The following is a 22,327-nucleotide window of genomic DNA, read 5'->3' as shown; positions in this document are numbered from 1 at the left end:
CAAAAAACAGTCAGCCGTATAAAATTCATCCGCGTTTCGCTTGACTGCAAAGCAAACGGGCCAGCAGACGCTGACCCGTGGAAAGGTAAAATGACACGCCTGCCGTCAGGCGATCTTTTTGGCAATTAATCGTTCCGGAATAACGAAACTGAAACGGGTTCCTTTACCCAGCGTACTCTGAATATCGAGACGGCTTTCATGGTGATTCACCGCGTGTTTCACAATTGCCAGCCCCAGGCCGCTTCCGCCTGTTTGCCGGGATCGCGCTTTATCCACACGGTAAAAGCGCTCGGTCAGACGCGGAATATGCTCAGGCGCGATCCCCGGCCCGTTGTCTTCCACGCTAAACTCAGCCCCCGTTGGGGCATGGTGCCAGCGCACCACGATATTCGTCCCCTCCGGCGTATGATTCACCGCGTTATACACCAGGTTGGAAATGGCGCTGCGCAATTCATCTTCGCTGCCCAGCACCTTCAGCGTATTGTCGACCTCAAAAGTCAGGTGATGCTTTTTGTGGCTTAACGTCTGCGCTTCACGCTCAACGACCCGCAGCATCATCGGGACATCAATGGTGTCATTTAGCGCGAGCGTCGGCGCCGCTTCAATCTTCGAGAGCGTCAGCAGCTGCTTCACCAGCCCTTCCATCCGGTGCGTTTGCTCGCGCATGGTGTGCAGCGCTTTTTCACGCGGCGCGCCTTCAAGCGTTTGCTCCTGCATCATCTCCAGGTAGCCCTGAAGCACGGTCAGCGGGGTACGCAGTTCGTGACTGACGTTGGCGAAGAAGTTGCGACGCGCCCCTTCCAGCTGGTGCATCTGGGTGACATCGCGCGCCACCATCAGCCACTGCTTATCGCTGTAGGGCATCACGCGGATTTCCAGATGGCGACCATTATTGAGCTTCAGATTATGCGGGCGGGTAAAATCACGCTTTTTCAGATACAGCGTGAACTCGGGATAGCGCAGAAGGTTGAGGATATTCTGGCCATTGTCATCGGGCCAGCGCAGGCCCAGCAGCTGTTGCGCAAGGCCGTTACACCAGAAGATCGTCCCTTCTTCGGTCGTCAGAATAACGGCATCCGGCAGCGACTCTGCACCGCTGCGAAAACGCTTAATCAGGCTTCCCAGCTCGCGGCGACGCTTTTTATTACGCATCTGCATCTGATGCAGTCCGTACAGCAGCGGCTCCCAGCTGCCGCTTCCCGGCGGCGGCGTCATACTTCGGTCAACCCACAGCCACCAGGAGAGGCGCAGCAGGTTCCAGAAATGCCAGATCAGCAGCCCGGTGACCGACGCCAGCAGAAACCACGGCAGGTGTCCAAGAAAGGCCCCCAGAAGGAAGGCCGGAATACAGCATAAGATCAGTTCAAAGACGAGCCTTTTCCATGACAGACGTTCCAGCACGCGTCACACTCCTGTCATTGTTCAGAAACGGGTAGAAAAACGATAACCCGTGCCGCGGACCGTCTGCACCATGCGATCGTGGCCGCTCAGTTCCAGTGCTTTTCGCAGGCGGCGAATATGTACGTCAACCGTCCGGTCTTCGACATACACGTTAGTTCCCCAGACGTTATTCAGCAACTGCTCGCGGCTGTAAACGCGTTCCGGGTGGGTCATAAAGAAGTGCAGGAGTTTAAATTCGGTAGGCCCCATGTCGAGGGGATTTTCACCGGTCATGACGCGGTGTGAGGTGGGGTCAAGGCTCAGCCCCTGCATCTCTATCACCTCTTCCACCGCCATCGGCGAAATACGGCGCATCACGGCTTTAATGCGGGCAACCAGCTCTTTTGGAGAGAACGGTTTAGTAATGTAATCGTCCGCGCCGGTCTCCAGACCGCGCACACGATCCTCTTCTTCTCCGCGCGCCGTGAGCATCACAACCGGGATGTCGCGGGTCAGCGCTTCACGCTTCAGGTGTTTGATAAACTGCAGTCCGGAGCCGCCGGGCAACATCCAGTCCAGCAGAATCAGATCGGGCCAGGGTTCATTCAGCTGGTTCACTGCGCTGTCATAATCTTCCGCTTCAACCGGCTGGAAGCCGTTTTGCTCGAGCACGAAGCACACCATTTCACGAATTGGAGCTTCATCTTCTACGACCAGAATACGTCTCGCCATACTTTGCCCTGTCTTATCTTATTTAAGTTACAAGTTTGTAATTCGGCGCCATTATGCGTCAGATTTATGACAGATTTATGAAAAACAGTACCACGATAACGGGCAAACCGTTGTTTTATTACAGCGGTTATTTTCCCGTCTCTGAACGTTTATAATCCTGCTTTCTCTTTTTTGCCACGGATCAGCTATGCGCATACTTCACACCTCGGACTGGCATCTGGGTCAAAATTTTTACAGCAAAAGCCGTGCGGCTGAACATGAAGCTTTCCTGAACTGGCTGCTGGAAACGGCCCGGACGCACGAGGTGGACGCGATTATTGTGGCGGGTGACATCTTTGATACCGGCTCGCCCCCCAGCTATGCGCGTGAACTGTACAACCGCTTCGTGGTGAATTTGCAGCAAACCGGCTGTCATCTGGTGATTGTCGCCGGCAACCATGATTCCGTCGCGACGCTCAATGAATCCCGCGACATCCTGGCATTTCTGAATACCACCGTCGTCGCCAGCGCCGGGCAGCCCCCGCAGATCCTGAAAAAACGCGACGGAACGCCGGGGGCAGTACTGTGCCCCATTCCCTTTTTACGGCCGCGCGACATCGTGCAAAGCCAGGCGGGGCTGTCGGGCGTGGAAAAACAGCAGCATCTCCTGCAGGCCATCACCGATTATTATCACCAGCAGCACGCCGATGCCTGCGCCCTGCGCGGCGACCAGCCGATTCCGGTGATTGCGACCGGCCATCTCACCACCGTCGGGGCCAGTAAAAGTGACGCCGTACGTGACATCTATATCGGCACCCTGGATGCCTTTCCGGCGCAGAACTTCCCGCCAGCCGACTACATTGCGCTCGGACACATACACCGGGCGCAGATCGTCGGTGGCAGCGAGCACATCCGCTACTGCGGCTCGCCTCTTTCGCTTAGTTTCGATGAAACCGGCAAAGCCAAGTCCGTCCATCTGGTGAGCTTCTCCGAGGGAAAACTTCACGCCGTCGAGACGCTGGAGGTCCCGGTCACCCAGCCGCTGGCGGTGCTGAAAGGCGATCTTGACGCCATTACCGCCCAGCTTGAGCAGTGGCGCGGAACAGCGCTTAACCCGCCCGTCTGGCTGGATATCGAAATCACCACCGACGACTACCTGCACGATATGCAGCGTAAAATTCAGGCGCTAACGGAAGATTTACCCGTCGAGGTCTTACTGGTACGCCGCAGCCGCGAGCAGCGCGAGAAAATTCTGTTAAGCGCTCAACGCGAAACGCTCAGTGAACTGCGGGTTGAAGAGGTGTTTGAACGCAGGCTCTCGCAGGAGGAAATTGACGACGCGAAGCGCGCAAGACTCAGCGAACTGTTCAGCCATACCCTGCATGCGCTCAATGATGAGGAAGAAAACGCATGAAAATTTTGAGCCTGCGCCTGAAAAACCTCAACTCCCTCAAGGGCGAGTGGAAAATTGACTTTACCGCGGAGCCGTTTGCCAGCAACGGGCTGTTTGCCATTACCGGCGCGACCGGGGCAGGTAAAACCACCCTGCTCGACGCCATCTGTCTGGCGCTTTATCACGAAACGCCGCGACTGCAGAAGGTCTCTCAGGCGCAAAACGACCTGATGACGCGCGACACCGCCGAGTGCCTGGCGGAAGTGGAGTTCGAGGTAAAAGGCACCGCCTATCGCGCATTCTGGAGCCAGAACCGCGCGCGCAACCAGCCGGACGGCAACCTGCAGGCGCCGCGCGTGGAGCTGGCGCGCTGCGAAGATGGCAAAATCCTGGCCGACAAAGTGACGGATAAACTCGAGCAAACCGCGGCACTCACCGGGCTGGACTATGGCCGCTTCACCCGCTCGATGCTGCTCTCACAGGGGCAGTTTGCCGCCTTCCTTAATGCCAGGCCGAGCGATCGCGCCGAGCTGCTGGAAGAGCTGACCGGCACCGAGATCTACGGCCAGATTTCCGCCATGGTGTTTGAGAAACACAAAGCCGCCCGCAGCGTGCTTGAAAAGTGCGAGGCGCAGGCGGCGGGCGTCGTGCTGTTGAGCGAAGAACAGCAGCAGCAGTTGCAGCAAAGTTTGCAGGCGCTTACTGACGAAGAGAAAACCCTGCTGGTTCAGCAGCAAAGCCAACAGAAAGATTTTCAGTGGCTTACGCGCCATGATGAACTCGTGCTTGAGCAACAGCGCGTCACCGCGATGCAGCAGCAGGCGCAACAGGCGCTGACGAACGCTGCGCCAGAGCTGGCAAAGCTCCAGCTTGCCCTGCCCGCCGCCCAGCTTCGACCGCTTTGGGAGCACCAGCAGGAGCAAACCGCGCGCCTGACGCAAACCCAGCAGCGAATTATTGAAGTAAATACTCGCTTACAAGCCAAAACCGCACTGCGCGCGCGGATCCGTCATACCGCCCAGCGTAATCATGAGCAGCTTCAGACCGAACTGACGGCGCTGGCGCAGTGGCTGGCGGAGCACGAGCGCTATCGCCTGCTGGGGCAGGAGATTGCCGGCTGGCGTGCCCAGTTCTCGCAGCTTAACCGCGACAAAACGCAGTTAGCCTCGCTTGCTGCGCGGATGGGTGAATTACGCAACAGGCTGGCCGAGATGCCGAAAAATGCGCTGACGCTGACGGCGGATGAGGTCAGCGCGGCCATGGAGCAGCAGTCCCGGTCACGCGCGCTGCGCCAGCGGCTGACGTCGCTGCATGCCCGCTATCAGCCGCTGCAAAAGCGCCTGCGCCAGAGCGGTGAAAGCGTGCAGAAGGCCCAGGCCGATCAAAACAAACTCAATGAAACGCTGACGCTGCGTCGCCAGCAGTACAAAGAGAAACACCAGCACTTTCTGGATCTTAAAGCCCTCTGCGAACGCGAAGCGACGATTAAAGACCTGGAAAGCTATCGTTCCCGGCTTGAGGCAGGCAAACCCTGTCCGCTGTGCGGCTCCAGCGAGCATCCCGCCGTTGCGCAATACCAGTCGCTTGAGCTGACGGATAACCAGCGCCGCCGCGATCTCCTGGAAAAAGAGGTCGCCGCGCTTAAAGAGGAAGGCCTGCTGGTGCTGGGGCAGGTTAATGCCCTGACGCAGCAGATCCAGCGCGAGACAGACGAAGCGCAGACGCTCTCTCAGGAAGAGCAAGCGCTCACTAAAGAGTGGATGGAGGCCTGCGCTTCCCTGAACATCGCGTTGAATATTCAGGAAGATATCACGCCATGGATGAACGAGCAGGAACAGTACGAGCGCCAGCTTTATCAGCTCAGCCAGCGTCTGACCCTGCAAAACCAGCTAAACGAGCAGGAAGTGCAGGAGCGACAGTATCAGCAGCAGCTGACGGCCGCGCGCCAGGCGCTGGAAAACACCCTGCTTTCGCTATCGCTTAACGTACCTGAAGACGGTAATGAAGCCGCCTGGCTGCACGCCCGCGAAGCGGAATTCGCGCAGTGGCAGGAGAAACAAACGCAGCACGGCGTGCTTCTGGAACGCGTAAACGCGCTGAAGCCGCTGCTCGACACGCTTCCGGAAACGAAAAGCGAAGAGGCCGAACCGGCCATTCCTGACGGCTGGCGCGACGTGCATGACGAATGCGTGTCGCTACAAAGCCAGCTCAGCGCGCAGCAGCAGCAGGAAAAGCTGGAGCAAGAGCGCCTGCAGCAGTCGCAGACGCAGTTCACCACGGCGCTCGCAGCGAGCTGCTTTGCCGATCGGGACGCCTTCCTTGCCGCGCTGCTGGATGACGACGCTATTCGTCGCCTCGAACAGCTGAAGCAGTCGCTGGAAAGCCAGATACAGCAGGCCGCGGCCCTTTCCGGCCAGGCTAACCAGCAGCTGCAGGCTCATCTGGCGCTGCGGCCGGAAGGTCTCGATGCAGATGCTCCTGCGCTGCAAAGCCAGCTGCAGCAGCTGGCGCAACGGCTTCGCGAGAACACGACGCATCAGGGCGAGATCCGCCAGCAGCTTAAGCAGGACAGCGATAACCGTCTGCACCAGCTGGCGTTGATGCAGCAAATTGAAGAGGCCGCGCGCCAGGCGGACGACTGGGGTTATCTGAACGCGCTGATCGGCTCCAGCACCGGCGACAAGTTCCGCAAGTTCGCGCAGGGGCTGACGCTGGATAATCTCGTCTGGCTTGCTAACCAGCAGCTTAACCGTCTGCACGGGCGTTATCTGCTGCAGCGCAAGGCCAGCGACGCGCTGGAGCTGGAAGTGGTCGATACCTGGCAGGCGGATGCGGTTCGCGATACCCGAACGCTCTCGGGCGGCGAGAGCTTCCTGGTCAGCCTGGCGCTGGCGCTGGCTCTTTCCGATCTGGTGAGCCATAAGACGCGGATCGATTCCCTGTTCCTGGATGAGGGGTTCGGCACGCTCGACAGTGAAACGCTGGATACCGCGCTGGATGCGCTAGACGCGCTGAACGCCACCGGGAAAACCATCGGCGTGATCAGCCACGTTGAGGCGATGAAAGAGCGCATTCCGGTGCAGATCAAGGTGAAGAAAATCAACGGGCTGGGTTATAGCAGGCTGGATAAGGAATTTGCGGTGGGCTGAATGGTAGGTCGGTGCGGTCTGATGCCCTCACCCTAGCCCTCTCCCACAGGGAGAGGGTAAAAACACCAAAAACAGCAACTTGCGTTGCTGTTTTGCTTTTACCTTGCCTCACCCTGACCCTCTCCCACAGGGAGAGGGAATAAACATTATTTGCTTTTATTCCGGCCACAGCCACGCCGCGCCGCGCACGCCGCTGGAGTCACCGTGGACAGCTTTGCGGATCGGGGTTTCACACTCGCCGCCAAACACCCACTGTTTCACCAGGTTCGGTACCGTGGCGTACAGCCGGTCGACGTTGCTCATGCCGCCGCCGAGCACAATCACGTCCGGATCGAGAATATTCACCACGTGCGCCAGGGATTTCGCCAGCCGCATTTCGTAGCGGCTAAGGGCCAGCTCGGCGACCGGATCCTGTTCTTCGACCAGACGCATGATTTCGTTGCCCCTGAGCGGCTGGCCGCTTAAGCGGTGGTAGTCGGTCGCAAAACCGGTGCCGGAGATAAACGTCTCGATACAGCCCTGCTTTCCGCAGTAGCACGGCACCTCAGCGCGGTATTTAAGCTCGTCTTCATCCATCCACGGCAGCGGGTTGTGTCCCCACTCGCCTGCTGTGCCGTTGCCGCCGATATGGGCGCGCCCGCCGAACGCCACGCCCGCGCCGCAGCCGGTACCGATAATCACGGCAAACACGGTCTGAGCACCGGCCGCCGCGCCGTCGATGGCCTCAGAGACCGCCAGGCAGTTGGCGTCGTTGGCCAGACGCACTTCCCGGTTCAGACGTTGGCTCAAATCTTTATCAAACGGCTGACCGTTGAGCCAGGTGGAGTTGGCATTTTTAACCACCCCGGTATACGGCGAGATCGACCCCGGGATCCCCATCCCGACGCTGCCGGTTTGCCCTGTCGCCTGCTCTGCCATCTCAACCAGGCTGGCAATCGTCTCGATAGTCTGGTGATAATCATCGCGCGGCGTCGGCAGACGATGGCGAAACAGCTGCTCCCCCTGCTCGCTCAGTGCGATGACTTCTGTTTTGGTGCCGCCCAAATCGATCCCAATACGCACAAGGCTCTCCTCATTATTTTGATTATCAACAGAGTAGAAGCACGCTTCCCGATTAGCAATGCAAGCGATGCGACAATTCGTTATCATGCCCGCTGATTTAACGACAAGGCCGTGGAAATTATCATGCTGTGGTTCAAAAATTTGATGGTTTACCGTCTCAGCCGCGACGTTTCGCTGCGTGCAGAAGAGATGGAAAAACAGTTAGCCGCTTATACCTTTTCCCCTTGCGGTAGCCAGGATATGGCGAAAACCGGCTGGGTTCCGCCAATGGGTTCACAAAGCGATGCACTGACCCACGCCAGCAGCACGGGTCAAATCATCGTCTGCGCCCGTAAAGAAGAGAAAATCCTGCCGACGCCGGTGGTTAAGCAGGCGCTCGAAGCGAAAATTTTCAAGCTGGAAGCCGAACAGGGCCGCAAGCTGAAAAAGACCGAAAAAGATTCGCTGAAAGACGAAGTGCTGCACTCCCTGCTGCCGCGCGCCTTCAGCCGCTTCAGCCAGACCATGATGTGGATCGACACCGTCAACGGGCTGATCATGGTGGACTGCGCCAGCGCCAAGAAAGCAGAAGATACGCTGGCCCTGCTGCGTAAAAGCATCGGATCTTTACCGGTCGTTCCGCTGGCGCTGGAAACGCCGATCGAGCTGACGCTGACCGAATGGGTACGCAGCGGCGCTGCGGCTCAGGGTTTCCAGATCCTTGATGAAGCCGAGCTGAAAGCCCTGCTGGAAGATGGCGGCGTGATCCGCGCGAAGAAGCAGGATCTGGTGAGCGACGAGATCGCCGTCCACATCGAAGCGGGTAAAGTGGTCACTAAACTGGCGCTCGACTGGCAGCAGCGCATTCAGTTCGTGATGTGCGACGACGGCTCCGTGAAGCGTCTGAAGTTCTGCGACGAGCTGCGCGATCAGAACGAAGATATCGACAGGGAAGATTACGCCCAGCGTTTTGACGCGGACTTCATCCTGATGACCGGCGAGCTGGCCGCGTTGATTCAGAATCTGGTGGAAGGTCTCGGCGGCGAAGCGCAGAGATAACAGGCAAAACGCAGGCCGGGTAAGCGTTCGCGCCACCCGGCTTATTTTTTATTTCAGGTAGCGGCATAGATAAGAGGTAGGTTCAGCGACCTGCAAATGGAACTCGCTGTGGCCAGGGACGTTGAAAACTTGCCCGGCAGCGTAAACTTTCCATTCCGTTTCACCCGGCAGTAAGACGTTCAGCGCACCGCTGACGACCGTCATTTCTTCAGCTTCCGCCGTGCCAAAGGTGTATTCCCCTTCCGCCATAACGCCGACACTGGCGCGGCCAGTGCTGCTGCTGGTAAAACCAATGGATTTCACTTTACCGGAAAAGTATTCGTTACTTTGAAGCATGAACTGGCCCTTATATTTATAGATAAAAATTCACTATAGGGGCCATGCTCATCACCTGTCACGCAAAATCATTACATGAGGAGTTCCGAGGCCAGGCGAGCCATCAGAACGTTGGATAACAGCACGGGAACATCCAGCGCTTTTTGCAGCAGATCACGATGATGCTGATGGAAACCGAGGCAGTCCAAGATCAAGACATCTGCTCCTCTCTCAAGCAGTTCCTTCCCGGCAGCAATGAGCTTGGCCTCACTGTCCCAGAACGGATTTGCCAGCGCATACAAGGGCACTTTTTCCAGCACGTGCCATTTTGCTTCCTGGTTATCCATGAGCTCCTCAATGGGCACAATCACCCCCACCTGATGACCATCCACGATGGAGGCCACCAGCGGTGGAATGATCCGCATCGGCTCCAGCAAAATCGCATTACGCGCCGTGAGGCCCTTAATGGGCGCGGTACTCATCAGCAAAATAACGTCATAACCTTGATTATCGAGCACTTCTATCACGCCCTGCAGCGAGCGCTCGATTTTCTGACGCGAAACGTGCGCCAGTTTACCGTCGCTTAATAACGTCGCCAGGGGATCCTCCCCCGCCTCGACAGCGTAGTCTTCCATGACCTCTTCCCGACTCATCTTCCCCAGCAGGCTAAGATGCGTTATCTGTTGTTCAGATACATGCTCGGTTAAGAGCGGTAACACTTCGCTTACAGGGACCACACCAATGGTGAGGATCGCCAACGTTGCCTTCATCTTGATCGCCTTCCATTACTCCAACATCGTGCACACAGGTACAGGCTCACTACGCTGCACAGTTCATTTTTTCAACAAAACAGCACCAAGCGTAGCAGGTGATCCCGACATCGAAATGTAAAGATCGCCTGCCAATACCGGAGTTACTTGTAATAACTAAATATTAACTCCTGCTTAACTTTCCCGATGAGTAAAAAGTGTGATTCAGGCACGATACTGGAACGTTTAGGAAAACATTCAGGTTATGTCGGGATCTTCATAGCGCCGTTTCGCGTCCAGCGCTTCCTGTTCAGTCTCGTGTTCACTGATCAGCGAGTCCGGCTTGGGGTGATCGGCACGCAGTTGATACCAGGTCACGGTATGACCCGTCTGGCCTTTTTCAACGGTAACAATGCGTGCTTCACGCGGATAGGGAGGTCTGGTTGGCATAGCTCATCCTTTTTTTATGTCTGAGCTATAAGTATAGACGCCGGTTAGCTGGCACAAGCCAAACGCAGGGCGGTAATAATCTGAATCACAACGTCTTCGGGAGAGGCTGACGCATCCACCACGTGGTGAGCCGCTTCGCGGTATAACGCATCGCGTTCGGCCAGCACTTCGCTCACCTCTTCGCTGAGCGGCCTGGTAGTCAGCGCAGGGCGTTGCCCCTCTTCCGGAAAGGCTTCCAGACGTCCTACCAGAGCCGACACCGGCGCGCTGAGATAAATCACAATCCCCTTTTCGCGCATAAAGTGACGATTACACTCCGCCAGAACGATGCCGCCACCGGTCGCGATCACGGCAGACGGGGTCGTGACCGCTTTCAGCGCGGCGGTTTCGCGCGCGCGAAAGCTCTCCCATCCCTCTTGCTCAACAATCTCGGCGATGGTTTTTCCGGCCTCGGTTTGCAGCCAGTGGTCGGTATCAACAAACTGGCGATGACACACGCGTGCCAGCTCCAGGCCAACGGTGGTTTTCCCACAGCCGCGGGGGCCAACTAAAAAGATGGGTTGGGTCATGCCAGGTGTTCCCCTTGATGCCGAATGGCTGAAGAGTGTAAAGAAATAATTGCAGAAGATGTTGCGATTACTTTACTGCAAAGCGGTACGGGATGACAACCCTGTGGAGGCCACACTGTACCACAAATTGACAATAATTATCATTACGCTGTGCGGCGCTTCACTTCCAGCAGCCATTTATCCAGCTCGGCAGCGAACTGCTGGCGATCGCGCTGGGACAGGCTGTCCGGTCCACCGGTCTGCACGCCGCTGGCCCGCATCGTATCCATAAAATCGCGCATGGTGAGCTTCTCGCGAATGGTCGAAGGCGAGTAACGCTCCCCGCGCGGATTGAGCGCCGCCGCCCCTTTCTCCAGCACTTCGGCAGCCAGCGGAATATCCGCCGTGATCACCAGATCCTCCGCGCTGCACAGGCGAACAATTTCGTTATCCGCCACGTCGAACCCGGCCGGCACGCGCAAGGAGCGGATGAACCGCGAAGGCGGTACGCGAATATTCTGGTTCGCCACCAGCGTCAGCGGCATCTGAACGCGCTCGGCGGCGCGAAATAAAATCTCTTTAATCACGTTCGGACACGCGTCCGCATCAACCCAAATCGCCATATTGTCTCCCCATAATGACTCTGCCGACTATTGTCGCCTGCATTTCGTTGTTAAGCTATCAATCAGAGAAAACAACGCATAATGACGGAGAATCGTGATGGACAAGAAAATCGGGTTTATCGGCTGCGGTAACATGGGCAAAGCCATCCTGGGCGGTCTGATCGCCAGCGGGCAGGTGCTGCCGGGTCAGATTTGGGTCTATACCCCGTCACCGGACAAAGTCGCCGAGTTGCGCGATCAATATGGGATCAACGCCGCCGAAAGCGCGCAGGAAGTCGCCCAGGTCGCCGATATCGTCTTTGGCGCCGTCAAGCCGAACATCATGATCAAAGTGCTGAGCGATATCACCTCCAGCCTGAATAAAGAGACGCTGGTCGTGTCGATTGCCGCGGGCGTCACGCTCGATCAGCTGGCGCGCGCGCTGGGTCACGATCGTAAAATCGTCCGCGCGATGCCCAACACCCCCTCGCTGGTCAATGCCGGCATGACCTCCGTCACGCCTAACGCGCTGGTGACCACAGAAGAAGTGGCCGACGTGCTGAATATTTTCCGCTGCTTCGGTGAGGCAGAAGTGATTGCCGAATCGATGATCCATCCGGTGGTCGGCGTGAGTGGCTCAGCCCCTGCCTATGTGTTCATGTTTTTAGAAGCGATGGCCGATGCCGCCGTGCTTGGCGGAATGCCGCGCGCGCAGGCGTATAAGTTCGCCGCGCAGGCCGTCATGGGCTCCGCCAAAATGGTGCTGGAAACCGGCAAACACCCGGGTGAACTGAAAGATATGGTCTGCTCCCCGGGCGGTACCACCATCGAAGCGGTGCGGGTGCTGGAAGAGCGCGGATTCCGCTCGGCCGTCATTGAAGCGATGGCAAAATGCATGGAAAAATCAGAGAAGCTGAGTAAATCCTGATTTCTGACCGGGCGTCAGGCGGCCACTTCGGTGCGGCCGCGCCCGGCATTTTTCGCCCTGTACAGCGCCACGTCCGCCGCCTTTAGCCACTCCCGATAATGTCCAAACTGCGGCCCCCAGGGGGCAACGCCTACGCTGATGCGCAGCGCTTCTTTTGGCGCGCACGGTAACGTCAGTTTTTCCAGCCGCTCATGCAGTCGCGACATCACGGCGATGGCGCTTTCCGCCGCGGTCTGCGACATAATCACCGCAAACTCATCCCCGCCAAACCGACCGATCGCATCGCCTGACCGTACCGACCGCTGGAGCTGACGCGTAATAGCGATGATCGCCTCGTCGCCCACGTCGTGCCCCCAGGTGTCGTTGATGTTTTTAAAGTGGTCGATATCAATCAGCAATATCGTGGCGGTGCTGTGGTCGCGCCGACAATGCTCAAATTCATTTCGCAGCAGCATTTCCCAGTGCCGACGGTTAAAGACCCCGGTCATCCCGTCGCGGGTGCTCATCATTTCCAGCCGCTGCTTATGTTCCGCAAGCCTGACGGCGGTTCGGTGGCTGAGCCAGGCAAACAGCATGGGATACAGCACGAGCACGGGTAACGTTAAGCCCCACTCCACGAGGTCGGGGTTGAAGACGGCCACTTTCCCGACGAGTGGCAGGGTCACCAGCGCGGAGAGCAGCGTCAACGCCATCCCCGGGAGAAACAGGCGACAGCCGCCGGAACCCATCATATTCATCCCCACCATCATCACCAGCGCTGCGGTGGGTAATGCATTCATCCCCATCACGCCTATCCAGAGCCCGGCGATAATGGCATCGATTTTAAGATTGAAAATTTCCTGCTGATGAGGTGAAGCGGCGCGGCAGGACAGCTGCCAGGCAAAATGGGGCCAGACGAACGACCATCCCACCAGTAAAAGCCACCAGCCACCGGGTAAAAAATGGGTGACCAGCATCCCCGCAACGGGGAAAAACATCGCCGCCAGCCCGACGGCGCGCGCCAGCCGAACTCGCCGGGCAAACTGAATGCCGGCGCGGTGAGGGTCATCCTGAGAAAGGGTTAAATTCCACTCTTCCCGAATGCGCTTTTTGTTGTAATACGTTTCATCATTCATCATTTTTGGGAATATTCTGAAACATTTTCCCAAATTATAGAGAGGGGGTCTGCGGGGAAAGTATGAAATTTCGGGTGAGCCGCCGGAGCCGCTCACCCGTTTGAACTACACTTTTTTCTTCAGGCACGCGCTCATGAACTTGCTGCGGTCGTCCCCCTTCAGGGACTGCTCGGTCGCTTTCGCATTACACTCGCGCATTTTTTGCTGCTGCGGCGTCAGGCTTTTTTCAGCCGGCTTCGCGGCGCCATTTTTAAGGCAGTCGCTCATGTAGGTCTTGCGGGCATCTCCCTTCAGACTCTGCGACGTCGCCTGTTGATTACAGGTGGTCATACGCTGTTGTTGCGGCGTTAGCGTCTTCTCTTCCGCGTTCGCCGATGCGACCAGGAAAAGGCCGGAGAGCAGAGTAACCAGTAATGTTGTTTTCATTGCACCATCCTTTTGTGAACATTCCCTGTAAGTCTGGTTCGTGACAGGAAAAAAACCAGCCGACAGATGTGATTTCCGCCGGGATTTTATCATTTAAAACCCAGCGCCGCCTTCATGGTGTAGAACAGATCCGTTTGATCGGTCAAGCCTACCACGTTTGCCGCGTGCGGGCCGTAGGCTGCAATGCGCAGCTGGGTGCCGGTGTGCTCCATGGACTCTTCCTCAGAGTTGCCGTAGCTCAACACCATAACGGCACCATCCTTGGTATTCAGCGCCTGCGTCAGGCCCGGGGCTTTGGTATCTGGCGGGATGATCTGGCTGGCATGGGCATGGTCCGCGGTGACGATCACCAGGGTGTTGCCGTCTTTTTTCGCGAACTCAAGCGCCTTCTGCACCGCTTCGTCCAGATCGACGGTTTCGCCAATCTGGCCGCACGGATTCGCCGCATGATCCTGCTTATCGATCGACGCGCCCTCAACCTGCAGGAAGAACCCTTTTTCGCTCTTGCTCAGCAGAGAGATGGCTTTATCGGTCATCGCCGCCAGCGTCGGTACGCTGTCCGTGCGTTTCGGGTTAGGCGTACAGGTCACGGCAGGTTTATCGATATTGCCGTGATAAGAGGCTTTTGGTCCTTCCCAGCGCACGGGCATGTTGCCGTCAGAGAATAGCCCCAGCAGCGGCTTGTCCTGGTTCGCCTCGGTGATGGCTGCCAGCGAATTTGCATCACTCACCAGCTGATAGCCGCGGGCCTGCGCCTGCTCGCGCAGCGTTTTGCCCTGCCACTCGCCTGCCGTTGCGGTTTCTGCGAAGGTTTTCGCGCCGCCGCCGAGGGTCACGTCAGGACGCGCGTTCAGCAGCTGTTCCGTAATCGAGCCTTTGCCGCCTTTTTCCAGCGCGTTCGTCGGGCATTTTTCGCTGGTCACTGACGGACCGTAGCATTTACGCGAGGTCACGTGCGCCACCAGCGCCGCGGGCGTTGCATCCTGAAGTTCAGCGGTGGAGACGTTGCCGGTCGCCAGGCCCGCCGCTTTTGCCATCTCCAGAAGGGTTTGATGATCTTTTTCGTGAATATCCACACCCAGCGCGCCATTATAGGTTTTCACGCCGGTGGACCACGCCGTAGCAGAGGCCGCGGAGTCCGTGACGTAATCCGGTTTACCGGTTTTTTTATCCAGCGCGTAATGGGTATATTGTCCGGTCAGCGGTAATGCGTCGATGCCTTTAAAAAAGCCGCCCGCACCCTCGGCATAATTTCGCGCCGCCGTGATTTCGGAATCCCCCATTCCATCGCCAATAAGCAGAATAATATTTTTCGCTGGCTTATCATTCAGCGAAGCGCGAATAGCGGCAGTTTGATCTTCTGATAAACGGCGTGCGCCGCCAGGCTGGGTGATATCCCCTTTTGCCGCGCGATTATCCAGCACGCTGGTTTGGGCAGTATCGGCATAAACGGCAGGGGTAATTAACAGGGGAAGTAATGCGATGAAAAGTGCGCTCTGTTTCAATTTATTTTCTCCATGTACAAATACATAAAAATAAAAACAGAGCGACTATAGGCATCCTGCATGACAATTCTATGACACGTCGTTACGTCCTGTGACGGTTTAGCTGCGCGGATGCCTTAACAGCTTCTTTACGTACTGGTGGAGCATCTCGGCATCCTCAACCGGAACCTGCGATTCAGGCCTGACGCTGTCCAGCGCGCCTTCCACGCTCTCAATCAACGCCTGTTGATCGGTTTTCGCCATTTGTCGCAGCAGCGCGGTGACCACAATTTCCAGCGCTTCGACCTGAGCAACCAGCTCTTTTGACTCCTCTTCCTTTTGCGCCAGCTTGACCAGCAATTCAGCAATGAGATTTTTCATCGTGCCAGTTCCTTTTTCAGTTTTGTCTGAAGTTAGCATTCTGAATCCATAATGCAAAGAGAAGAAATTTATTATGGTATGCAAAAGTGATGCAGGAATGAAAATAAAGGACCGCCGCGGTGAGCGAAACGTTTTTCTATAAAGAAGCGCCTCATTTTGTTATATAAAAATGCGGCTACCATAAGAATATATAATACATCAACGAAACGATTATCTCGCCGATTTCGCTTCCGCCATTTGTCTGCGGCGACGCAGCGCAATAGCCAGCTGGATAATATTGATTAAAACGACAATCGCCGTGGCGGCAAATACCCAACGAAAACCGGCCATCGCGGAAACGGATGCGCCAATAAGCGGACCGGCAACATTCCCCAGATACATAAATGACTGGTTATATCCAAAAATACGCCCCGTCACCTGGTCGCTGGAATATTTAACCAGCAGGGTCTGGACCGCAGGCAACATTGCACCATCAGCAAACCCGAGCAGAAATCGCAATACGCCAAGCTGAAGCGGAGAGGTGACAAACGACATCGCGAAGAAGAGCACGACCGCAAAGATCAGCGTCGCCATCAGGATGCGCGCCGTGCCGATCCTGTCACCCAATTTTCCCAGGCGCGGCGCGGAAATCAGGGCGGAGACGCCCGGCACGGCGGCGATCATGCCGCTCAGAAAAGCGATATTTGTACTTTCCGGCTCCATCGACTTGATAAACAGCGCCAGAATCGGACCGACCGAACCGTTACAAAGCTGGATAACCATAGTGGTCACAAACAGGCTGATCATCAGTCCAGGATAGGGCAGCGAGGCGAAGACGGCCTTGCCGCTCAGGCGTTCAGATTTACTGATAACCGGGCGGCCTCCCTCTTTGATAAGAAAGAGCGTGACCAGAAAACTGACCACCAGCAGGATCGCGGTGATGATAAATACCGCGCGCAGCCCGACGTGGTCCGCCAGAAAACCGCCCAGCAGCGGACCGCCGATGACGCCGCTGATCTGTGCCGTGGAGAGCGTACTCAGCGCCCAGCCGCTACGCTCGCGCGGCACCTGAGAGGCGACCAGCGCCATGGCGTTTGGAATGTACCCGGACGTCAGCCCCATCACCGCACGCAGGAAAAACAGCTGCCAGACGTTGGTGGCGAAGGCCTGGAGCAGAATGGCAATCGCCATCCCGAGCGAGGCGCGCAGCAGCATCAGTTTTCGGCCTTTACGATCCGCCAGGCTGCCCCACATCGGTGACACAATGGCGGAGACCAGAAACGTGACGCTGAACGTCAGGCCGGACCACATGGAGAGCGCTTCATGCGAGGTCACCCCCAGCTGCGAGACGTACAGCGGCAGGAACGGCAGGATCTGGCTAATGGCCAGCCCGGTAAAGAAGCAGCCGAACCAGACCGAGATGAGATTAACTTTCCAGGATTCCATAAAGAAATAGTCTTCATTTTTAGGCGAATTCGCCTACAGATTAGCAAGTTACGAGTTTTGACGTCGCACCAGAGATGCGGCCAGACTGACTTTGGTGTTTTATCTTCCCAGTCATCATATTTGTGAAATAAGTCACAATTCATCCATTTTCTGGCGGAATATTATGCTTCACCGGCAGAGTCCGAAACCGCGCATTCCCAGATGAAAATGGTTGGCATGCGCCGCGTTATACTCCGGCCCCAGGCCGTTTCCGTAGTAGCCGCAGCTTGCCGCCAGCATGGCCTTCAGCCATGGCTGCGTTGTTGCCGCCTTCCAGCCGTTCAGTACCGTGATGCGCTCCCCGTTCGCCAGCCGAAAGGCGGCGATATCCAGCGCCTCCGCCGTGGCATGCTCACTGCGTCGCGCGTCAGGGCGGTGGTAAATGTTGCGGCAGGCAAAGCTGCCGAGATGATCGATACGCGCCAGGTCGTTGCCCGTATAGCGTTTTGTCAGCGGCCGGGCCTGCTGGCTGATAAACAGCGCAGAGCTGAGCGCCAGCGGACAGCTGGCAAGGAAACTGCTGTTCAGGCTGACCGGGCCGAAGTCACGCACGCGCACGACGTTGTTAAGCGGGCACGCGCCGCCGCTGTCGGCCACCGGCTGGGTGCGGATGAGATCTCTTTGGTTAGCCTGCGAAAGCAGGCTCGCGCACGCCTCGGGAGTTAAGCGCCGGAGCTTATACTGGGCGATTCGGCCCGGCGGGTCGTCAAGCGTCAGCGGTATGAAAGGGTTGTAGTAAGGCGGCAACCAGCGGTAACCCACCGTTGCAACGGCCACAATGATGAAAATGGTCAGCAGCGTTTTTCCTTTCACTCTCCCCCCTCAACATTCCCCAAAACATTATGGCAGAAGGCCGCGAAACCCGCCGGGCATCGTGGTATGTTATTGGCTTTTCGTCAGACTGGAAGAGAGTGAGATGGCTAAGCAGCGCGTAGGTATTGTCTTTGGGGGAAAATCAGCGGAGCACGAAGTGTCATTGCAATCGGCCAAAAATATCGTCGATGCGATCGATAAAAGCCGTTTCGACGTGGTGCTGCTGGGCATTGATAAACAGGGCCAGTGGCACGTTAACGATGCCAGCCAGTATCTGCTGAATGCTCACGATCCGGCGCATATCGCCCTTAATCCTTCGGAAGTGAGCGTCGCCACCGTACCCGGCGTCGTGAAGGGACAGCTCATCGACGCCGGCAACGCACAGGCTCTCGCCCAGATCGACGTTGTCTTCCCTATCGTTCACGGCACCCTGGGCGAAGATGGTTCCCTGCAGGGCATGCTGCGCATGGCCAACCTGCCGTTCGTCGGCTCGGACGTCCTCGGCTCTGCAGCGTGCATGGACAAAGACGTCACCAAACGCCTGCTGCGCGATGCCGGGCTGAATATTGCGCCATTCGTGACCCTCACCCGCGCCAACCGCGACAAGCACAGCTTCGCGCAAATTAGCGGAGAACTGGGTCTGCCGCTGTTTGTGAAGCCTGCAAACCAGGGCTCCTCCGTGGGCGTCAGCAAAGTCACCAGCGAAGCAGAGTTCACGCAGGCTGTCCGTCTGGCGTTTGAGTTCGACCATAAAGTGGTGGTTGAGCAGGGCATCAAAGGCCGTGAAATTGAATGCGCCGTGCTGGGCAACGATTTCCCACAGGCGAGCACCTGCGGCGAAGTGGTCTTAAACAGCGACTTCTACTCGTACGACACCAAATACATTGATGACAAAGGCGCGCAGGTTGTCGTTCCTGCGGATATCGATCCGGCGATTAACGATAAGATCCGGGCGATCGCCATTCGCGCTTATCAGACGCTCGGCTGCTGCGGCATGGCGCGCGTGGATGTGTTCCTGACGCCGGAAAACGAAGTGGTGATCAATGAAATCAACACGCTGCCGGGGTTCACTAACATCAGCATGTATCCAAAACTGTGGCAGGCCAGCGGCCTGAGCTACCCGGAACTGATCACCCGCCTGATCGAACTGGCGCTGGAGCGTCACGCCGCCGACAGCGCGCTTAAAAGTTCCGTAAACGGTTAATCGGCGCGCTTCGCCTCATCCGCTGTCGTCTCTTCAGGACGACGGCGGATAATCAACCCCGCCAGCCAGAAACTTATCACCCAGGTCACCAGCCCGACGGCATAGGTTTGCCATCCTTTTGCTTCAAACCCCAACAGGCCCACGACACCGTTAAGAATAAAGATTAGCCCGATAGCAAAGGCGTAGTAATGCCAGTCACGGCGTAGTTTGGACGTGAGCTTCATAACAACTCCGGCAGGAAAAAAAGACATCCTCTCACAGTTTTACGGCCAGGTCTGTGGCAGATACGGAAATTCTGAAACGCGACGCAATTTCACTTAAGTGATGAAATTGTGATGTGCTGCAGAAATCGACAATCCAGGAGGATTCCGGCGCGTAAATTACCACGATTCTGATATTGACAAATGCGATGACCTGTCAAACTCACCCCGTAAGACGCGTATTAAAACAGAGTGATACCACGGGAGGTCAACATGGCTGACTTTACATTGTCGAAACCGATTTTTGGCGGCAAACCAAAAACCTCCACGGCGGGTAATATCGCTTATGCCCTGTTTGTCCTGTTCTGCTTCTGGGCCGGCTCACAGCTGCTCAATATGCTGGTCCATGCGCCGGGCGTTTATGAACACCTGATGCAGGTGCAGGATAACGGACGCCCGCGAGTAGAGATTGGCTTTGGCGTCAGCACCCTGTTCGGCCTGATCCCCTTCCTCGCGGGATGTATGATTCTGGGCGTTGTGGCGTTAGTTCTGCGCTTTCGCCGTCGCCGTTAAAGCCCCATACAGCGCGCCCGGCGATCGTCCACGCGTTTTGCGAACCATGCGGTGGTCAGGTTACGCGTGATCTTCGGGCTTTCCAGCTGGATCCCCGGCAGGATAGCCCTCGGTAACGCTTTCCCACTCTTCTTCTCTGCAAGCGCAAACACCTTCTTGTACAGATCCGTTTTCTCAAATGCCAGGCTATCGCCTTTCTCAAGCTGACGACGAATGTCGCTATTGCTCAAGCCAAGCGTGGTGGATAATTTCCGTACTGCCAGCTCGGTGCTTCCCGCCTCGCTGCTGCCGTAAGCGATGAGATCGCCGTCCAGCGCGAGCTTGACGCCGGTTGCGCGGCTGACTGCACTCTGGAATGCCGCGTTACGGCTGGCGTACCAGCCCGCGTTAAAGTCGGCAAAGCGGTACAGCGGCTCATTGTAGTTCGCCGGATAGTTCAGCAGATGATACGTGCCAAACCACAGCCCACCGCGCAGGGAGAAGACCTCCTGACGTACCGTACCGTCGATTTTCCACGGGTAGCCGTCGGTATGCTTCTCCGCGAACGCAATGCTCACCTGCATCGGGCCACCGGTGTGCACCGGATTCAGCGAGCCAAACAGCTTCTGCCCCATCGGGACCATACTGATGAAATCATCAAAGATGGCGCTGAGCTGTTTTTCGGTTTTCACCGCATCCAGCCGTTCGCTGTAGCTTTTGCCGTTCGGCGAGGTGATTTTAAGCGCGGTATGCACGAGGAAAACCGGGATATGCATGGATTCCGCGCGGCGGTCGATCTCTTTCCAGGCGATTTTGTTCAGCCCCGGCACCACCGGGTCTGACTGGTACATTGACTCCTGCTGCGCCACCGCCAGCACCGAGCAGATATTCTCCTCGGTCGGCGCGATCTTTTGGCTTTCAAAGGTTTTTGCCAGCGCATCTGCCCACGCGTTGCGATCCTTCACGCTGGCGGGCATTTTCTGCCGCACAACGCTCGCCACATCGACGGGCTTCTCCCCCTTTTTGAGCGGAGCGGCCCCTTTTTCGGCACAGCCTGCCAGCACAAGAGCGGCCAGCAAGGACAACGGTAACGCGCGCGGTACGGCAAAAGACATAGCAACTTCCTGTATTAGCTAAATGTGTTGGTGACTTCCTGCAGGTCACGATCGTCCAGCTCACGTTCAAAACTGCGCAGACGTTTGTAGATGGACATCAGTTCTACCAGGGTGGTCCAGGAGCTGATCAGGTACTGGAACGACCCGCGAACCTGACCGAAAACGTTGGTGATCTGCGTCATCAGACCGAGCGTAATCGTACCCGCAACAATCGACGGGAACAGCAGGAACAAACCGAAAACGTTATCCACCTGCAGATACAAAATACGGGCAATGTTGAAATACATATAGTGGAAGTAGAGTCGAAAGTAGTTACGACGCACGGCGCCAAACAGCTCGCGGACGGTTGGCGGCGAGGCGCGGTTGGCGTCATCTTCGCCGTAAACCAGTTCTTTACGGTAAGCGGCTTCCACGCGTTGATTTTTAAACTCCAGGCCCGGCAGTTTGATCCCGACCACCGCCAGCAGGCCCGTGCCCATCAGCGACCAGACGATCGCGGCAATCACCAGACCATAAGGAATATGGCCGACAATCGGCAGATCCGGCACGTGCGCCGAGAGCGTCACCAGCACCGGCAGGAAGGCGATTAGCGTCATGACGGCGTTGATAAAGCTGACGCCCATGTCTTCAAGGGTGGAGGCAAAACGCATGGTGTCTTCCTGCACACGCTGTGCGGCACCTTCGATATGGCGCAGGTGCTGCCAGTGCGCCATATAATGTTCGTTCATCGCGGTACGCCAGCGGAAAACGTAGTGGCTGACGAAGAAGTTGTTCATCACGCCGATAATCACCGCAATAAGGGCGATACCGAGGAAGACGCCGACTTCATGATAGAACTGGTTGATGGTCACCTTATGCGGCGAGCTCAGCGCGGTCTGGATCAGATCGTAGAACGGCGCATACCAGGCGTTAACCGCCACGCCCACCTCCACGAGGAACCAGGTGACAAAGATAATTAGCGATGTGCCGAGGATAGACCAGTACTGCCAGCGGTGCGGAGAATACATAAACCAGAACAGGGCAAACAGCCCTACGCACACCGTGTAGTAGGCGTAAAACAGCAGATAGCTGAGCGACCAGAAGCGCGCCGCGCTAATCGGCACCTCGCCCGTTGCTCCCGTGATGCGCGTCAGCCATGCGCCGCCGCCCGCCTGCCAGAAAATGACAGCGATGAGTGCCCAAATAAATGCCGACAGGAAAAAAGGCCCCGGCTTTGGGAAAAAAGACTTAAACATAATGCTTCCTTCT

At 56.9% G+C, this 22,327-nt stretch carries 23 protein-coding genes; 6 read left to right on the top strand and 17 right to left on the bottom strand.

The features are described from left to right. Positions 1-105: 105 nt before the first annotated feature. Entirely contained in the window at positions 106-1,401 is a 1,296-nt protein-coding gene (phoR, locus tag NI40_RS04460) for a phosphate regulon sensor histidine kinase PhoR (protein WP_023310544.1), read from the bottom strand. Positions 1,402-1,422: 21 nt separating this feature from the next. Next, positions 1,423-2,112, bottom strand: a complete 690-nt coding sequence (gene phoB / locus NI40_RS04455; RefSeq protein WP_008503265.1) for a phosphate response regulator transcription factor PhoB — start codon at positions 2,110-2,112, stop codon at positions 1,423-1,425. 187 nt (positions 2,113-2,299) lie between these two features. Between phoB and sbcD the strand changes: the two genes are divergently transcribed. After that, a complete protein-coding gene (gene sbcD, locus NI40_RS04450) occupies positions 2,300-3,505 on the top strand; it encodes an exonuclease subunit SbcD (RefSeq protein WP_039263902.1) in 1,206 nt (401 codons plus the stop codon). Next, a complete protein-coding gene (sbcC, locus tag NI40_RS04445) occupies positions 3,502-6,633 on the top strand; it encodes an exonuclease subunit SbcC (protein ID WP_039263901.1) in 3,132 nt (1,043 codons plus the stop codon). The genes sbcD and sbcC overlap by 4 nt, the downstream gene beginning before the upstream one ends. 156 nt (positions 6,634-6,789) lie before the next feature. Here the strand turns inward: sbcC and mak are convergent, their stop codons facing one another. Next, a complete protein-coding gene (mak, locus tag NI40_RS04440; protein ID WP_039263900.1) occupies positions 6,790-7,695 on the bottom strand; it encodes a fructokinase in 906 nt (301 codons plus the stop codon). A 123-nt stretch (positions 7,696-7,818) separates the two neighbouring features. Between mak and rdgC the strand changes: the two genes are divergently transcribed. After that, positions 7,819-8,733 carry a recombination-associated protein RdgC gene (gene rdgC / locus NI40_RS04435; protein WP_023310540.1) on the top strand — a complete coding sequence of 305 codons (915 nt, stop codon included), beginning with the start codon at positions 7,819-7,821 and terminating at the stop codon, positions 8,731-8,733. Between the two features lie 48 nt (positions 8,734-8,781). Here rdgC and ppnP read toward each other — a convergent pair whose 3' ends face one another. The 5 genes from ppnP to NI40_RS04410 all read right to left on the bottom strand — a co-directional run bounded on the left by ppnP (position 8,782) and on the right by NI40_RS04410 (position 11,418). Beyond that, the gene (gene ppnP / locus NI40_RS04430; RefSeq protein WP_008503270.1) at positions 8,782-9,069 is read right to left on the bottom strand and encodes a pyrimidine/purine nucleoside phosphorylase; all 288 of its coding nucleotides are present in this window, start codon (positions 9,067-9,069) and stop codon (positions 8,782-8,784) included. A gap of 71 nt (positions 9,070-9,140) precedes the next feature. Next, positions 9,141-9,818, bottom strand: a complete 678-nt coding sequence (locus tag NI40_RS04425) for an AroM family protein (RefSeq protein WP_008503271.1) — start codon at positions 9,816-9,818, stop codon at positions 9,141-9,143. Between the two features lie 237 nt (positions 9,819-10,055). Next, positions 10,056-10,247 (bottom strand): protein YaiA, encoded by a 192-nt coding sequence (yaiA, locus tag NI40_RS04420; RefSeq protein WP_008503272.1) that lies wholly within the window; start codon positions 10,245-10,247, stop codon positions 10,056-10,058. Between the two features lie 44 nt (positions 10,248-10,291). After that, positions 10,292-10,816, bottom strand: a complete 525-nt coding sequence (gene aroL / locus NI40_RS04415; RefSeq protein ID WP_039263897.1) for a shikimate kinase AroL — start codon at positions 10,814-10,816, stop codon at positions 10,292-10,294. 143 nt (positions 10,817-10,959) lie between these two features. Next, positions 10,960-11,418, bottom strand: coding sequence for a YaiI/YqxD family protein (locus NI40_RS04410; protein ID WP_010428006.1), 459 nt, complete (start codon positions 11,416-11,418; stop codon positions 10,960-10,962). Between the two features lie 97 nt (positions 11,419-11,515). On the opposite strand from NI40_RS04410, the gene proC reads away from it, so the two are divergent. After that, positions 11,516-12,325, top strand: a complete 810-nt coding sequence (gene proC, locus NI40_RS04405; RefSeq protein WP_023310536.1) for a pyrroline-5-carboxylate reductase — start codon at positions 11,516-11,518, stop codon at positions 12,323-12,325. A 14-nt stretch (positions 12,326-12,339) separates the two neighbouring features. On the opposite strand, the gene adrA is transcribed toward proC, so the two are convergent. The 6 genes from adrA to NI40_RS04375 form a co-directional block, all read right to left on the bottom strand. After that, a complete protein-coding gene (gene adrA / locus NI40_RS04400; protein WP_039263895.1) occupies positions 12,340-13,443 on the bottom strand; it encodes a diguanylate cyclase AdrA in 1,104 nt (367 codons plus the stop codon). A gap of 102 nt (positions 13,444-13,545) precedes the next feature. After that, positions 13,546-13,866, bottom strand: coding sequence for a phosphate starvation-inducible protein PsiF (psiF, locus tag NI40_RS04395; protein ID WP_023334671.1), 321 nt, complete (start codon positions 13,864-13,866; stop codon positions 13,546-13,548). An 89-nt stretch (positions 13,867-13,955) separates the two neighbouring features. Continuing rightward, entirely contained in the window at positions 13,956-15,371 is a 1,416-nt protein-coding gene (gene phoA / locus NI40_RS04390) for an alkaline phosphatase (protein ID WP_039263894.1), read from the bottom strand. A gap of 99 nt (positions 15,372-15,470) precedes the next feature. Continuing rightward, on the bottom strand, positions 15,471-15,731 hold the full coding sequence (gene iraP / locus NI40_RS04385; RefSeq protein WP_024906786.1) for an anti-adapter protein IraP: 261 nt from the start codon (positions 15,729-15,731) through the stop codon (positions 15,471-15,473). 210 nt (positions 15,732-15,941) lie between these two features. After that, positions 15,942-17,156, bottom strand: a complete 1,215-nt coding sequence (locus NI40_RS04380) for a multidrug efflux MFS transporter (protein WP_039263891.1) — start codon at positions 17,154-17,156, stop codon at positions 15,942-15,944. A 168-nt stretch (positions 17,157-17,324) separates the two neighbouring features. Continuing rightward, entirely contained in the window at positions 17,325-18,008 is a 684-nt protein-coding gene (locus NI40_RS04375) for an extensin-like domain-containing protein (protein ID WP_039263890.1), read from the bottom strand. A 103-nt stretch (positions 18,009-18,111) separates the two neighbouring features. Between NI40_RS04375 and ddlA the strand changes: the two genes are divergently transcribed. Beyond that, positions 18,112-19,212, top strand: coding sequence for a D-alanine--D-alanine ligase (gene ddlA, locus NI40_RS04370; protein WP_029739746.1), 1,101 nt, complete (start codon positions 18,112-18,114; stop codon positions 19,210-19,212). On the opposite strand, the gene NI40_RS04365 is transcribed toward ddlA, so the two are convergent. Further along, entirely contained in the window at positions 19,209-19,436 is a 228-nt protein-coding gene (locus NI40_RS04365) for a DUF2754 domain-containing protein (RefSeq protein WP_033144741.1), read from the bottom strand. The genes ddlA and NI40_RS04365 overlap by 4 nt on opposite strands. Before the next feature lie 249 nt (positions 19,437-19,685). Between NI40_RS04365 and NI40_RS04360 the strand changes: the two genes are divergently transcribed. Further along, a complete protein-coding gene (locus NI40_RS04360; RefSeq protein WP_008503287.1) occupies positions 19,686-19,985 on the top strand; it encodes a DUF2755 family protein in 300 nt (99 codons plus the stop codon). Here NI40_RS04360 and NI40_RS04355 read toward each other — a convergent pair. Beyond that, positions 19,982-21,079: a DUF1615 domain-containing protein gene (locus tag NI40_RS04355; RefSeq protein ID WP_039263889.1), complete on the bottom strand. Its 1,098-nt coding sequence runs from the start codon at positions 21,077-21,079 to the stop codon at positions 19,982-19,984. The genes NI40_RS04360 and NI40_RS04355 overlap by 4 nt on opposite strands. Before the next feature lie 14 nt (positions 21,080-21,093). After that, positions 21,094-22,314, bottom strand: coding sequence for a peptide antibiotic transporter SbmA (sbmA, locus tag NI40_RS04350; RefSeq protein ID WP_039263887.1), 1,221 nt, complete (start codon positions 22,312-22,314; stop codon positions 21,094-21,096). Positions 22,315-22,327 lie beyond the last annotated feature (13 nt).

The organism is Enterobacter sp. E20, from assembly GCF_000801755.2.
Classification (GTDB): Bacteria; Pseudomonadota; Gammaproteobacteria; order Enterobacterales; family Enterobacteriaceae; genus Enterobacter; species Enterobacter asburiae_B.
This window is presented reverse-complemented; position numbering and strand designations above follow the sequence as displayed.